Origin of the sequence: Microbacterium sp. OR16 (genome assembly GCF_047306725.1) — a bacterium.
Lineage (GTDB): Bacteria > Actinomycetota > Actinomycetes > Actinomycetales > Microbacteriaceae > Microbacterium.
On sequence record NZ_JAZEXK010000002.1, the window covers coordinates 276626 to 291626 of the forward strand.

At 69.7% G+C, this 15001-nt stretch carries 12 protein-coding genes; 10 read left to right on the forward strand and 2 right to left on the reverse strand.

Features of this window, described 5'->3' with window-relative positions; all coding sequences use genetic code 11:
• The first annotated feature begins 357 nt into the window (after positions 1 to 357).
• The gene (locus V2S05_RS11885) at positions 358 to 699 is read left to right on the forward strand and encodes an IS110 family transposase (protein WP_413635932.1); all 342 of its coding nucleotides are present in this window, start codon (positions 358 to 360) and stop codon (positions 697 to 699) included.
• Positions 700 to 790: 91 nt separating this feature from the next.
• Here the strand turns inward: V2S05_RS11885 and thrC are convergent, their stop codons facing one another.
• Complete coding sequence (gene thrC, locus V2S05_RS11890) at positions 791 to 2209, reverse strand: threonine synthase (protein ID WP_413635934.1); 1419 nt, start codon at positions 2207 to 2209, stop codon at positions 791 to 793.
• A gap of 207 nt (positions 2210 to 2416) precedes the next feature.
• A complete protein-coding gene (locus V2S05_RS11895; protein ID WP_413635575.1) occupies positions 2417 to 3166 on the reverse strand; it encodes an AAA family ATPase in 750 nt (249 codons plus the stop codon).
• A gap of 171 nt (positions 3167 to 3337) precedes the next feature.
• Between V2S05_RS11895 and V2S05_RS11900 the strand changes: the two genes are divergently transcribed.
• From V2S05_RS11900 to V2S05_RS11940, 9 genes are all read left to right on the forward strand, one after another.
• Entirely contained in the window at positions 3338 to 4507 is a 1170-nt protein-coding gene (locus V2S05_RS11900; RefSeq protein WP_413635576.1) for an FUSC family protein, read from the forward strand.
• A gap of 136 nt (positions 4508 to 4643) precedes the next feature.
• On the forward strand, positions 4644 to 5000 hold the full coding sequence (locus tag V2S05_RS11905) for a hypothetical protein (protein WP_413635578.1): 357 nt from the start codon (positions 4644 to 4646) through the stop codon (positions 4998 to 5000).
• Positions 4997 to 7201, forward strand: a complete 2205-nt coding sequence (gene glgX, locus V2S05_RS11910; RefSeq protein ID WP_413635580.1) for a glycogen debranching protein GlgX — start codon at positions 4997 to 4999, stop codon at positions 7199 to 7201. Before V2S05_RS11905 ends, glgX begins: the two co-directional genes overlap by 4 nt.
• A 1-nt stretch (position 7202) precedes the next feature.
• Positions 7203 to 9551: a malto-oligosyltrehalose synthase gene (gene treY / locus V2S05_RS11915; protein ID WP_413635582.1), complete on the forward strand. Its 2349-nt coding sequence runs from the start codon at positions 7203 to 7205 to the stop codon at positions 9549 to 9551.
• Complete coding sequence (gene treZ / locus V2S05_RS11920) at positions 9551 to 11305, forward strand: malto-oligosyltrehalose trehalohydrolase (RefSeq protein ID WP_413635583.1); 1755 nt, start codon at positions 9551 to 9553, stop codon at positions 11303 to 11305. Before treY ends, treZ begins: the two co-directional genes overlap by 1 nt.
• A gap of 118 nt (positions 11306 to 11423) precedes the next feature.
• Positions 11424 to 12185 carry an ABC transporter ATP-binding protein gene (locus V2S05_RS11925; RefSeq protein ID WP_413635584.1) on the forward strand — a complete coding sequence of 254 codons (762 nt, stop codon included), beginning with the start codon at positions 11424 to 11426 and terminating at the stop codon, positions 12183 to 12185.
• The gene (locus V2S05_RS11930) at positions 12182 to 13027 is read left to right on the forward strand and encodes a hypothetical protein (protein ID WP_413635586.1); all 846 of its coding nucleotides are present in this window, start codon (positions 12182 to 12184) and stop codon (positions 13025 to 13027) included. The genes V2S05_RS11925 and V2S05_RS11930 overlap by 4 nt, the downstream gene beginning before the upstream one ends.
• Before the next feature lie 50 nt (positions 13028 to 13077).
• Entirely contained in the window at positions 13078 to 14319 is a 1242-nt protein-coding gene (locus V2S05_RS11935; protein ID WP_413635588.1) for a sensor histidine kinase, read from the forward strand.
• Positions 14309 to 14974 (forward strand): response regulator, encoded by a 666-nt coding sequence (locus V2S05_RS11940; protein WP_413635589.1) that lies wholly within the window; start codon positions 14309 to 14311, stop codon positions 14972 to 14974. Before V2S05_RS11935 ends, V2S05_RS11940 begins: the two co-directional genes overlap by 11 nt.
• The last annotated feature ends 27 nt before the right edge of the window (positions 14975 to 15001 follow it).

Below are 15001 nucleotides of genomic sequence, written 5' to 3' on the forward strand. Positions count from 1 at the left end.
GGATACTGGTCAGCGAGCAGCCACACGAACGCGTCGAACAGCTCGAGTTCGTGCTACTCCACTTTGACCGAGGCGGCGGGCAGTTGGACCATCTGCGACAGGCATTCAGCCCCGTTGCTTTCTTCGTGCCCCGCCGAGCGAGAATGCTGGGCGGTGACGGCCTGCCGGGCCCGGCACGATTGCTGCCCCCTGTTCATGATGAGCCGGGGTGTTGTCACCGGGCCTGGTTGGCGGTGTGTGATCGCTGATAAGGGGCTGGACCCGAGCATGCTCGAGGCCGTTCATAACGTGGAGGCCGAGACGAGCCGCCTGGTGGACGCCGTCGCGGATGAAGCGGAGGATGAAGCGGTCACCAGCATCGACAGATACGACGACGTCGATGTTTTCAGCGGTCTCGACGACGGCAAGGGCAAGCACCACGCCGTCGATCTCGACCGGACCGGGAAACGGCTGTTCGACAGGGCGCTCCAAAACGACGAGACACGGCTGCGAGCAGTCCTCGACCAGTTCGCAGGGCACGGGCTGGTCCTCCCCGTCGTCGGCCAGGCGGCGACCATCGGGGCGTTGCCGGTCGCAGTCGCCCAGCCCTGCGGAGCTCTGGTCGGTTACCTATCAATCACGCATCACCGGGCCTGTCCTCGCCGCTTGACAGACGATATAGGCCCCCGAGCGGGCGGGCCGCATCCGATCGACGCCTAGCGAAGCCCCACGTTTGTCCTGCACCGTCGCCGAGAGCACGATGCGTGGCGGAACTTGCAGGATCACTCTGCGCAGCGGACTGCCCAGCGGGTCAGCGCAGCGCGTGCTCCGCGACGAAGGCGCGCAGCGCCTGCTCGTCATCGGCCATCTCGGTCACCCGCTGCGGAGCGGCCATCATCTCGCGCAGCTCGGGCGAGAACTCCAGCTCGACGCCGATCGCCTCGGTGATCGTCTCGGCGAACTTCTCGGGTTTCGCCGTCTCGAGCACGAGCATCGGCACCTCCGGTTCGACGTACTCTCGTGCCACCTTCACGCCGTCGGCGGTGTGCGGGTCGATGATGTCGCCGGTCTCGTCGTACACCGAGCGGATCGTGGCGAGCCGGTCGGCGTGCGTCGACGTGCCGCTGACGATGCCGAACTCGCCCTCGAAACGCTCCCGCTCGGCCGAGAAGTCGATCGCGCCGACGGCGTCGAGGGCATCCCACGCCGCGACGACCCGAGCCGCGTCGCGGCCGACGAGGTCGAAGATGAACCGCTCCAGGTTCGACGCCTTCGAGATGTCCATCGACGGGCTCGATGTGGCGTGCGTGTCGGCGGCCGAGCGCGGGCGGTAGACGCCGGTGCGGAAGAACTCGTCGAGCACGTTGTTCTCGTTCGCGGCGAGCACGAGGCGGCGGATCGGCACGCCCATGCCCTTTGCGAAGAAGCCAGAGAGGATGTTGCCGAAGTTGCCCGACGGCACGGTGAACGAGACCTCGAAACCCTCACGGAACTCCGGTTCGACTGCATCCGTCACCCGAAGCCACGCCCAGAAGTAGTAGACGACCTGGGCCGCGATGCGGCCGAGGTTGATCGAGTTGACGGCGCCGAGGTTCTGCGCCTGCTTGAACTCGAGGTCGCCTGCGAGCTTCTTCACGAGGTTCTGGCAGTCGTCGAACACCCCGTCGACCGCGATGTTGTGCACATTCTCGTCCTGCAGCGAATACATCTGAGCTCGCTGGAACGAGCTCATCCGCCCCTGGGGCGAGAGCATGAACACCGACACGCGCTCCTTGCCGCGCAAGGCGTGCTCTGCCGCCGAGCCGGTGTCGCCCGAGGTCGCACCGACGATGTTTAGCACACGGTCCTTCTTCTCGAGCACGTACTCGAGCACCTGGCCGAGGAACTGCATCGCCATGTCCTTGAACGCCAGCGTCGGTCCCTCGGAGAGGCCGACGATCGTGAGACCGCCGCCGATCGAGCGCAGCGGCACGACCGCATCCGGGAAGCCGGCGTAGGCCGCCGCCGTCATGCGCGCGAGGTCTTCGCGGGGGATGTCGGTCGCGAACAGCGAAAGCACCTCGGTCGCGAGCTGCGGGTAGGTGAGGGCGCGCCAGCGCTCGAGCGTCTCGGCGTCGACCTGCGGCAGCTGCTCGGGCACCGCCAGCCCGCCGTCGGGCGCGAGGCCCTCGAGCAGCGTCTCACTGAACGGCTGCGGCTGCATGCCGCCGCGGGTGGAGATGTACAGCACGAGGGCTCCTCGGGTCGTCGGGTTCTCCATTCTCGCAGGATCGCCGAGACGACGATGCCGGATGACGCCTGTCGCGCATCGACCAGCAGCAGCCGGGCTGCACTCAGACCCGCAGTAGCCGCCGTGCATTCAGTCCCGCAGCAGCCGCGCTGCACTCAGACCCGCAGCAGCCGGCGTGTACTCAGTCCCGCAGCAGCCGGCGTGCACTCAGTCGAGCAGATGCCGCAGGTAGCGATCCGGATCGCCGAGGAACGACCGCCAGTGCCGCACCAGCTCGAGCTCCTCCCACGTCGTCTCGCGCAGACCCCACTCGCCGACCTCGAGGATCGTCGCGCCCGGCAGCGACGCGAGCACCGGAGAGTGCGTGGCGCAGAGTACCTGCCCGCCATCATCGGCGATGCGCCTCAGCACCGAGATCAGAGTGAGGGTCGAGGCGAACGACAGCGCGGCCTCGGGCTCGTCGAGGCAGTAGAACCCGGGCGAATCGAATCGAGTGTCGAGAAGGGCGAGGAACGACTCGCCATGACTCATCTCGTGGAAGGACGCGTCCGGACCCGAAGACGGGTTCTGCTCGAGGTAAGTGTAGAACGAGTGCATCGTCTCGGCACGCAGGAAGAACCCCCACTGACTCGCGCCGATGCCGCGCTCGAGCCGCAGCCAGTCCGACAGCGGCGACTCGGTGGGTCGAGTGCTGTGACGGGCGTAACGCGACCCGCCCTCGGGCGACAGCCCGTACGCCAGCGCGATGCCCTCCACGATCGTCGACTTGCCGCTGCCGTTCTCGCCGACGAGAAACGTCACACCGGGCGAGAACCGCATCCCGTCGCGCAGCAGCTGCGCGACCGCCGGGATGGTCGTCGGCCACCGGTCGCTGCGCTCGGGTGCGTCGTCGTTCGCACTCACGGCGCAGACCGGATGCCTGCGCCGAATCCACCCCGTCTCGCCGTTCACCCCCATGGGCAGACCCTATCTCGGGCTGCCCCCGGTCAGCGCGCCGATGCCGCCGCGCACGTATCCGGATGCCAGGCTGTACCGCACGACATGCCGGTCATCGTCGCGCCGGACGCGGACGCGGTCGCGGACACGGCACAGGCTGTAACCGACAGGGAGTGATCGAGAAGAGTGCGAATGAGAAGACCGATCCGCCTGCGAGGCGCAGGCATCGGAACGGCGGCGCGCGGCGCGGTCAGCCCCGCCCGGCTGCTCTTCGCGGCGAAGACCGCCCTCGCGGTCGGCATCGCATGGACCATCGCGCCGCACATGCCCGGCGTCGCGGACGAGTACCCCTACTACGCACCGTTCGGCGCGCTGATCAGCATGTACCCAACGCTGATGTCGTCGGCGAAGACCGGCCTGCAGACGCTCCTCGGTCTGGGGGCGGGCATCGCGCTGGCCACGCTGGTGCTGATGACCGTCGGACCGAGCGTGTGGTCGATCGCCGCGGTGGTGGGCGTAGGCGTGATCGTCTCGGGCACGGGCTGGTTCGGCGCCGGACGCGAGTACATCCCGATGGCGGCGCTGTTCGAGCTGATCATCGGCGGAGCGGATGCCGAGGACTACTCCTTCGGCTACGTCACTCAGACCGCCGTGGGCGTGGTCGTCGGGCTTCTGGTGAACGCGATCATCCCGCCGGCGCCACTGGTCTCGGACGCGGCCGCCCGCATCGATGCCTTCCAGCAGCGGCTGGCGGCCCATCTCGACGATATCGCCGCCGCGCTGACCGAGACGTGGCCTCCGGAGCGCGCGGGATGGATGGAGGATGCCGGAGCGCTGGCGGAGACCAGCCGCTCGTTGCGCGATGCGCTGGCCGAGGCCGACGAGAGCCGGCGCGGCAACCCGCGCGCGTGGCACGGTCGGGCGGACACGAGCGACGAGCACGCCCGACTGGAGGTGCTCGTCGAGGTGGCGCATCAGATCCGCGATGTCTCAGGCTGTCTCAGCGACACGATCCGCGACCGCCCTTCGGCGTTCCCCCTCGATCCCGAACTGGTCGATCCCCTCGCCGCCGCCTGTCAGGCGGTCGCCGAACTTCTCGGCGGTGCGCAGGAGGACGTCGCGCGGCTGCACGCCAGGGCATCGGAAGAGGTCGATGCCCTGCTGCGCGCCGTGCACACGCGGTCGGTCGAAACGGATGCCGTTGCGGGCCCCGGCGTGCTCAGCGCGATGCATCTGCAGCGCATCCTCGGCATGCTCGAGCCGGAGCCGGAGCCGGAGCCGGAGCCGGAGCCGGAGCCGGAACCGGAACCGGAGCCGGAGCCGGAGCCCGACCGCGAGAACGACGACAGCCAGACCTCCTAGTGGCGGAGCCGCTCTGTTACCCCGAACTCCGCCATGTGACAACCCCGTAGCGTCGCAGCCGTCACCGCCGTAGGTTCGCCTCGACAGCAATGACCTCGAGGCGCTTCGCCGGAAGGCAGTCGAGACAGGAGTCCTCATGTCTGCCGCAACCAGATCCACCGGACGGGCGATCCCTCAGCCCGCCGAGCCCACCACGCCGTCGCAGGCCGCCGAGCCGGCGGCGCCGACCGAGCCGGCGGTGGCCGCCGACACGCCGGCTCCGTCCGAGCCCGCGTACGAGCTCGTCGACATCGATCGCTACGAGGTTTTCGACGACGGCCCCGTCGGCTACGTCGAGGTGATCCCGCCCCTGTTCATCTGCTATTCGGGCCACCCCTACCCGAAGGCGATCGAAGTGGCGCAGGTCTTCGACTTCGAGCAGGCCGTGCGCCGCGTGCGCGAAGCCGCACCGCACTCCGGCGGCTCGCACGACCACGGGCGTTCGGCGGCATGACCGTCGACGTGTGGCCGGGATCCGCCCATCCTCTCGGCGCGACCTTCGACGGTCAGGGCACGAACTTCGCGCTGTTCAGCGAGCGCGCCGAGCGGGTCGAGCTGTGCCTGTTCGACGATGACGGCGAAGAGACGTGTGTCGACCTCGTCGAGGTGGACGCGTACGTGTGGCACGGGTACCTGCCCTCGGTGCAGCCCGGTCAGCTGTACGGCTACCGCGTGCACGGGCCGTACGACCCGGCGAACGGCAAGCGGTTCAACCCCAGCAAACTGCTGCTCGACCCGTACGCGAAGGCTGTCGCCGGTCAGGTCGAGTGGGGTCAGGCGCCGTTCTCCTACGACTTCGGCGACCCGGACTCGCACAACGAAGACGACTCGGCGGCCAGCACGCCGAAGAGCGTCGTGATCAATCCGTTCTTCGAATGGGGCGGCGACCGCCTGCCGAAGACCCCTTACGCGCAGACGGTCATCTACGAGGCGCATGTCAAGGGGCTCAGCATCCGCCACCCCGACGTGCCGGAAGAGCTGCGCGGCACCTACGCCGGCGTCGCCCACCCGGCCATCATCGACCACCTCACGCGCCTCGGCGTGACCGCGATCGAGCTCATGCCGGTGCATCAGTTCGTGAACGACAGCACCCTGCAGGACAAGGGGCTGTCGAACTACTGGGGCTACAACACCCTGTCGTTCTTCGCACCGCAGAACACCTACTCGTCGAGCGGCGAGCACGGCCAGCAGGTGCAGGAGTTCAAGGCGATGGTGCGCGCGCTGCACGCCGCGGGCATCGAGGTCATCCTCGATGTGGTCTACAACCACACCGCCGAGGGCAATCACCTCGGGCCCACCCTGTCGATGCGCGGCATCGACAACGAGGCCTACTACCGTCTGGAAAAGGATCGCCGGTACTACACCGATTACACGGGCACGGGCAACAGCCTCAACGTCGGCAACCCGCACGCGCTGCAGCTGATCATGGACTCGCTGCGGTACTGGGTCACCGAGATGCACGTCGACGGGTTCCGGTTCGATCTCGCCTCGACCCTCGCGAGGGAGTTCTACGACGTCGACCGTCTGGCGACCTTCTTCGAGCTGGTGCAGCAGGACCCGGTGGTGTCGCAGGTCAAGCTGATCGCCGAGCCGTGGGACATCGGCCCCGGGGGCTACCAGGTGGGCAACTTCCCGCCGCAGTGGTCGGAGTGGAACGGCAAGTACCGTGACACGGTCCGCGACTTCTGGCGCGGCGAGCCGCAGGCGCTGGGCGAGTTCGCCTCGCGCCTGACCGGATCCGCCGACCTCTACGAGCACTCGGGGCGCCGGCCCGTGGCATCCGTCAACTTCATCACCGCCCACGACGGCTTCACGCTGCGCGATCTGGTCAGCTACGCCGAGAAGCACAACGAGGCCAACGGCGAAGACAACAACGACGGCGAATCGCACAACCGCTCCGACAACCTGGGCGTGGAGGGGCACACCGACGATCCCGGTGTGAACCGCCGCCGCGCGATGCGTCAGCGCAACATGCTGGCGACGCTGCTGCTGTCTCAGGGCGTGCCGATGATCTCCCACGGCGACGAACTGGGTCGCACTCAGGACGGCAACAACAACGGCTACGCGCAGGACAACGAGATCACGTGGATCGATTGGGAGGCGGCCGATCTGCCGCTCATCGAGTTCACCGCGGCGCTCACCCGGCTGCGCGCTCTGCACCCGACGTTCCGGCGCAGCCGGTTCTTCGACGGCAAGCCGGTGCGCACCGAAGAGGGCTCGCCGGTGCCCGACATCGAGTGGCTGCGCCCGGACGGGCGCACGATGCAGCCGGAGGACTGGGAGTCGGGCTTCGGGCTGTCGATCGGCATGTTCCTCAACGGCCGCGGCATCCGCGAGAAGGACCGACAGGGCCGGCCCGTGTACGACGTGAACTTCCTGGTGTACTTCAACAGTGGCGACGAGCCGGTCGACGTCGTGCTTCCGGATGCCAGGCACGGCGCCATCTGGGAAGCCGCGGTCGACACGTCGGGCGGGCTCACCCACGCCGATCCGCTGAGCGCCGCGGCGAACGTGCAGCTCGAGGCCGGATCGATGCTCGTGCTGCGAGAGGTCGACGGCGACGACGAGCCGACCGACGACTCCGTCGAGGCGTCGCTGCGGATGCACATCGAGAACGCCGCGACCCGTTCCCCGGCCCCGAAGCCCGAGGTGTGAGATGACCAGTCGCCCCGAATCCACCTACCGGCTGCAGATCACCTCGCGCTTCCCGCTCGAGGAGGCTGCGAAGCTGACCGGCTACCTGCACCGGCTGGGTGCCGACTGGGCATACCTGTCTCCGCTGCTGGCGGCGACCGACGGGTCCGACCACGGCTACGACGTGGTGAACCACTCGCGCATCGACGAATCGCGAGGCGGTGCGTCAGGGCTCGCCGCCTTCTCGGCGGCGGCGAGGGCGGACGGGCTCGGCATCCTGGTCGACATCGTGCCGAACCACGTCGGGGTGGCCGCACCGCGGCAGAACCCGTGGTGGTGGGACGTGCTGCGCCTCGGACGCGGCTCGGCGCACGCGATCGCGTTCGACATCGACTGGGAGCGCGGGCGCGAGAAGGTGCGTCTGCCGATCCTCGGCGGGACACCGGCCGAGGTTCTGGAGCGGGGCGAGATCGTGGTCGACACGACTGCGGTCGCGGATGCCCCCGACGGCACGCTCACCTACTTCGAGCACGTCCTCCCGCTGGCGCCGGGCACGGCAGGGCTGCGCGACGACCTCAGGGCGCTGCTCGACGCGCAGCACTACGAGCTGCGGCACTGGCGGGACCAGAACGATGAGCTGAACTACCGGCGGTTCTTCGCCGTCTCAGAGCTCGCGGCTCTGCGCGTCGAACTCCCCGACGTCTTCGCCCGGTCGCACGAGGAGATCGTGCGCTGGATCCGCGAGGGTCTCGCCGACGGCATCCGGGTCGATCATCCCGACGGTCTCGACGACCCGGAGGGGTACCTCGAGCGGCTCGCGGATGCCACCGGCGGCGCGTACACGCTGATCGAGAAGATCCTCGAGCACGGCGAGGAGCTGCCGCCGTGGTGGCGCACCGACGGCACCACCGGGTACGACGCCCTCGGCGAGATCGACCGGGTGCTGATCGACCCGGCCGGAGTCGACGAGCTCACCGCTCTCGATGCCAGGCTGCGGGCAGAGAGCGGTCTTCCCGAGGCGCAGGACTGGCACGATCTCATCCACGACACCAAGCGGGCGATGGCCGACGGGCTGCTGCAGTCCGAGGTGCGCCGGCTGGTGCACGACCTGCCCTTCGGCATCGTGCGGGCGGGGGATGCCATTGCCGAGCTGCTCGCCTGCTTCCCCGTCTACCGCTCCTACCTGCCGGCCGGATGCGAGCACCTCCGGCATGCGGTGGAGGAGGCCACCCGTCGCCGCCCCGACCTGGCATCCGCGATAGCCGAGCTCGAGCCGCTTCTCGCCGACCCGGGTCTGCCCGTCGCCCGGCGCTTCCAGCAGACGTCGGGCGCGATCATGGCGAAGGGCGTGGAGGACACCGCGTTCTATCGGTACACCCGACTAGGCACGCTGACCGAGGTCGGCGGCGACCCGTCGGTCGCATCGCTCAGCATCCCGCAGTTCCACACCGCCCAGCAGCGTCGCCTCGCCGCCTGGCCGTGCTCGATGACGACCCTGTCGACGCACGACACGAAGCGATCGGAAGACGTGCGCGCCCGCCTCGCCGTGCTCGCCGAGATGCCCGAGCGCTGGGGCGAGGTGCTCGACGAGCTGCGCGGCATCGCGTCGACGGGGCACGGCCCGCTCGACAGCATGCTGTGGCAGGCGGCCGTGGGCGCCTGGCCGATCTCGTCGGAGCGGCTGCTCGCGTACGCCCAGAAGGCAGCGCGAGAGGCGTCGGAGTCGACGACGTGGCAGCATCCGGATGCCGACTTCGAGAAGGGCCTCGAGGCGATCGCCGAGGCCGCAGGCGGCGCCGCGAAGCCCACGCTCGAGAAGTTCGTGGCCGAGATCATCGACTACGGGCGGTCGAACTCGCTGTCGGCGAAGGCGCTGCAGCTCACCGGTCCCGGTGTGCCGGACGTGTACCAGGGCACCGAGCTGTGGGATCTGTCGCTCGTCGACCCCGACAACCGTCGTCCGGTGGACTTCGCCGAGCGCGAGCGCTTGCTGGCGGAGCTCGACGCCGCCGTCGCCGGGGGCGACCTTCCGGCGATCGACGACTCGGGGGCGGCGAAGCTGCTTCTGACCTCGCGCGCGCTGCGGCTGCGGCGCGATCACCCCGAGCTGTTCACCGCGTACCGCCCCGAGACGGTAGCCGGTGCTGCCGCCGCGCACGCCGTCGCGGTCGACCGGGGCGGACTGACCGTGGTCGCGACGCGTCTGCCCGTCGGGCTGGAGCGTCGCGGCGGGTGGGGCGAAACGACGCTGATGCGGTCGGAGATGCCGTCGGTCGACGTGCTGACGGGGCGGCGCTTCGGCGGCGGTCCCGTGCGCCTGGCCGAGCTGCTCGAGCACTATCCGGTCGCGCTGCTGCGGGAGGTGCGGTGATGACATCCGGTGCGCAGATGCAGGTGTGGGCACCGCGCGCGAGGCGCGTGCGGCTGCGGCGGGTCGGCGACGACGGCTCGACGCTCGACGAGCGGGAGATGACGGCGGGAGTCGGCGGCTGGTGGGGCATCGACGGCGAGCTCGCCGACGGCGAGCGCTACGGCTTCGTGATCGACGACGGCGATCAGCTGCGGCCGGATCCGCGCTCGCGACGTCAGCCCGACGGCGTGCACGCCGCGTCGGCGGTGTTCGATGAGACGGCCTTCACCTGGACCGACCGGGCGTGGACGGGTCGCCAGCTCGCCGGCGGTCTCATCTACGAGCTGCACGTGAGCACCTTCACCCCGGCAGGCACGTTCGACGCGGCGATCGAACGGCTCGACCACCTCGTCGACCTCGGCGTCACGCACGTCGAGCTGCTGCCGGTGAACGCGTTCAACGGACAGTGGAACTGGGGATACGACGGCGTGCTCTGGTACGCGGTGCACGAGGGGTACGGCGGCCCGCGCGGGTATCAGCGCTTCGTCGACGCGGCGCATGCGCGCGGTCTCGCCGTGATCCAGGACGTCGTCTACAACCACCTCGGACCGAGCGGCAACTATCTGCCCGAGTTCGGGCCCTACCTGCGCGAGGGCAGCCGCAACACCTGGGGCGATTCGATCGACCTCGACCAGACCGCCGTGCGCGAGTACATCATCGAGAACGCGCTGATGTGGCTGCGCGACCGGCACGTCGACGGCCTGCGGCTGGATGCCGTTCACGCGCTGCACGATGACAGCCGGGTGCACATCCTGAAGGAGCTGGCCGAGCGCGTCGACGCCCTGTCGGCTCATGAGGGCAGGCCGCTCACCCTCATCGCCGAGTCGGACCTGAACGATCCGACGCTGATCCTGCCGCGCGAGGCCGGCGGGTACGGGCTCACCGCGCAGTGGTCGGATGACTGGCACCACGCGGTGCACGTCGCGCTCACCGGCGAGACGTCGGGCTACTACGCCGACTTCGCCGCGCCGGATGCCATCGAGAAGGTCACCGACGGCGGCTTCTTCCACGACGGCACGTTCTCGTCGTTCCGCGACCGGGTGCACGGTTCACCCATCCCCCACGAGATGGCCGCCTGGCGGCTGGTCACCTTCGCGCAGGATCACGACCAGATCGGCAACCGCGCCACCGGCGACCGGCTCAGCCAGACCCTGTCCGACGACCGCCTCGCCGTGGCCGCCGTGCTGACGCTCACCGCGCCCGGCACGCCGATGCTGTTCATGGGTGAGGAATGGGGGGCATCCACGCCGTGGCAGTTCTTCACCTCGCATCCCGAGCCTGAGCTCGGCCGCGCGACGGCAGAGGGGCGCATCGCCGAGTTCGCCCGGATGGGGTGGGATGCCGCGCTCGTCCCCGATCCGCAGGATCCGGAGACCTTCGAGCGATCCCACCTCGACTGGGATGAGCTCGCGATCGCCCGCCATGGGCGGCTGCTCGATCTCTACCGTCGGCTCGCGGCGCTGCGACGGGAGCTCCCGGAGCTGACCGAGCCCGGCATCCGGGAGCCGTCGGTGCATCTCGTCGTGCCGAGCGACGAGCCGCAGCGGCGTGCTTTCCGCATCGACCGCGGCGGGCTGAGCATCCTGATCAATCTGACCTCCGACGATGTCGCGTTCGACGTCGCGGGCGAGGTCCTGCTCGCGACGCGAGAGACCGTATCGACCGCAGAGCGCACGACTCTGCTCGCGGAGTCGGCGGCGATCATCCGGCGTTGAGCGCACCTTCGCTGGGCGACCGGTACCCAGGTACCGGTCGAGCAAAAAGGGTGCACTCACGTCCGATGTGCGGGAGGGGGCGCCGTCCGTACTGTCGATGCATGCGAAAGGGAAACCAGTGATCTCCGCCGAAGCGCTCGTCAAGCGCTACGGCTCCAGAACCGCCGTCGACAGCATCGACTTCACCGTCGAACCCGGTCAGGTGACCGGATTCCTCGGCCCGAATGGGGCCGGCAAGTCGACCACGATGCGAATGATCGTCGGCCTCGATCGTGCGACCTCGGGGTCGGTGCGCGTGAACGGTCGCTCCTACGCCCGTCACCCGGCACCGCTGCACGAGGTGGGCGTGCTGCTCGACGCGAAGGCGGCGAACCGTGGCCGAACGGCCTACCAGCACCTGCGCGGCATCGCGGCGACGCACGGCATCGGCGCCTCACGGGTGCGCGAGGTGCTCGAGCTCGCCGGCCTGGAGTCCGTCGCCGGCAAGAGGGTGGGCGGGTTCTCGCTCGGCATGGGCCAGCGGCTCGGCATCGCTGCGGCGCTGCTCGGCGACCCCGGCACCGTCATCCTCGACGAGCCGGTCAACGGGCTCGATCCGGAGGGCGTGCGGTGGGTGCGCACCCTGATGCGCACGCTTGCGGCAGAGGGCCGCACGGTGCTGCTGTCGTCGCACCTGATGAGCGAGATGTCGCAGACGGCTGATCGGCTGATCGTGATCGGCCGCGGTCGCATCCTCGCGGACGGCACCCTCGACGACGTCATCGGCTCGTCCGGCTCGCTGGAAGACGCCTATCTCGCCCTCACCGCCGGCGACGTGGAGTACCGCTCCGCCCCGCCATCGACCTCGACCTCGACCTCGACCGAAGGAGTCGTCCGATGACCGCCATCGATCACAAGCGCACGACCTTCATTCCCTCCCGCGCCGGACTGAGCTTCTCGGGTGTGCTCCGCTCGGAGTACATCAAGCTCGTGAGCCTGCGCTCGAACCGAGCGATGCTCGCGTCGATCGCCGTGCTCGGCGTGGGAGTCAGCCTGGCGCTCGCTGTGACGATGGCAGATGCGGGCGTTCCCGATCAGCCCTCGACGGGCTTCATGCTCGACCAGGTCACGGTCGGCACCGTGCTGTTCGGTCATGTCATCGCCGTGGTGCTCGGGGTGCTGACGATCAGCGGCGAGTACGCGAGCGGGTCGATCCAGTCGACCATGACCGCCGTCCCCACTCGCACCCCGGTTCTGCTGGCGAAGGCGTGCGTGGTGTTCACGGCGGCGACAGGGGCGGGCATGCTCACCACAGTCGGGTCGTGGGCGTCGAGCTATCCGCTCTTCGACGCACTCGGGCTCGCCGTGCCGCTCACCGCCCCCGGCGTGCTGCCGGCGCTCATCGGCGCCTCGGTCTACCTCGGCCTGTCGGCTATCCTCGGGGTGGGTATCGGCGCTCTGCTGCGTGCGGTGGCGCCGAGCATCGCCGGCGCGATCAGCCTGACTCTGCTCGTGCCGATCGTGCTGTCGGCGCTGCCGGCGTCGCAGACGGTGCGCAACGTGCAGCTGCTGACGATGTCGAAGGCGGGCGATGCCATGAGCAATGCCCCGGAGAGCCTGGGAGGGTTCGTGAACCTCGTCGACGGATACATCAGCTGGGGCGCCGGCTGGACGATCGCCGCCGCGTGGGCGCTCACGTTCCTGCTCCTCGGTCTTCTGCGCCTACGACGGGGGGACGTCTGAACAGCGCACCGGCCGCCCCGCGCGGCGCCTCCTCCGAGGCGCCGCGCGGGTTGCGCCGTCTGTGGATGGCGGATGCCGTGCTGCTGGGCGTGTACGTCATGGTGGCCGCCGCGATGGCGGTGCTCTCGCTGGAGCCGCCGTACGTCACGCCGCTGGGGGCGCTCATCGCACTCACCCTCGGCGGGATAGTGGTGGTGGTCGTGCGCCACCGGCATCCTCGTGCGGCGTTCGCCGGTGCGCTCGCGCTGGCGCTGGTATCCGCCGCGGTCGGCTCAGGGGCCGAGGGGATGCTTCCCATCGGCGCGATGTACCTGGTGGGGCTGCGCGCCCGAGCGAGCGTCGCCTGGTCGGCGCTGGCGGCCGCGCTCGCGTGCGCGGCCGCAGCTGCACTCGCGCTCACTCAGCGCGGCACCCGACTGCCGCACATCCTCGGGCTGCAGCCGCCGGTCGAGGCGCGCGACTCGCTGCTGGACTGGCTGAACTTCTTCAGCCTGATCGCCGCGCTTCTGCTGATCGCGACCCTGCTCGGCATCAACGCCGGACACCGTCGACGTCAGTTGCGCGAACTGCAGCATCGTGCCGAGCAGCTCGCCCGAGAGCGCGATCAGCAGGCCGAGACGGCGCGTGCCCGCGAGCGGGAGCGCATCGCCAGGGAGATGCACGACGTTATCGCCCACAGCCTGACCGTGATGATCGCCGTGTCCGACGGCGCGCGGCTGGCGGCCGACGAGAACCCGCAACAGGCGAAGGAGGCCATCGCCCGCGTCGCGGAGACCGGGCGCCGAACCCTCGGCGAGGTGCGGCGGCTGCTCGGCACGGTGCGCGCCGGAGACGACGTGGCCGTGGGCGAAGCGGATACGCAGCTGCAGCACGCACCGCAGCCCGACGCGGGCAGGCTGCCGGCTCTCGTGCAGGAGTTCGCCGACGCGGGCCTGCCGGTGCGGTTGACCATCACGGGGCGGCCACCCGCCGATGCCGCGCTGGGCCTGACGGTGTACCGGATCGTGCAGGAGTCGCTCACCAACTCCCTCCGCCACGCGACCGACCTCCAGTCGGTCGAAGTGCACGTCGAATGGCTCGATGGTGACGTCGCAATCGTCGTGCAGGACACCTCGGCATCCCGGCCCGCCCTGCCGGCGAATGGCGACTCCGTCGGGCGCGGGCTGCTCGGCATGCAGGAGAGAGTGGCTCTGTACAACGGGACGATCGAGGTGGGTCCGCACCGTCTCGGATGGCGGGTCTCCGCCCGACTGCACGGCAACGACACGGAAGGAGCAGGAGATGAGCGATGACATCCGCGTGCTGCTCGTCGACGACCAGGAGCTCGTGCGCTACGGCTTCCGGCTCATGCTCGATGCGACGCCCGGCGTCGTCGTCGTCGGCGAGGCCGACGACGGTGAGCGGGCGGTCGGTGCGGCCGAGCGTCTGCATCCGGACGTGATCCTGATGGATGTGCGGATGCCGGGCACCGACGGCATCGAGGCGACCAGGCGGATCCTCGCCCGCCGGCCCCACACGCGCGTGCTGGTGCTCACCACCTACGACCTCGACGAGTACGCCTTCGGCGCGCTGCGCGCCGGCGCGGCGGGATTCCTGCTGAAAGACACCAGGCCCGAGCAGCTCGTCGCCGCGATCCATGCCGTGCACGCCGGCGACGCGGTCGTCTCGCCGCGGATCACCGCGCACCTGATTGCGACCGCCGCACCCCACCTGGGCGGGCGGCAGACGGACGACGAGGAGCGCGCGCTCGGGGAACTCACCGCGCGGGAGCGGGAGATCTTCGTGCTGATCGGCCAGGGGCGCACCAACGGCGAGATCGCCACGGCCCTGCACCTGAGCGATTCGACGGTGAAAGCCCACGTCGGGCGGGTGCTGTCGAAGCTCGAGCTGCGCAACCGCGTGGATGCGGTGATCCGCGCCTACGAGCTGGGCGTGGTCGGGCACTGACGCGTGCCTTCCCGGGTCGGCGCCGAT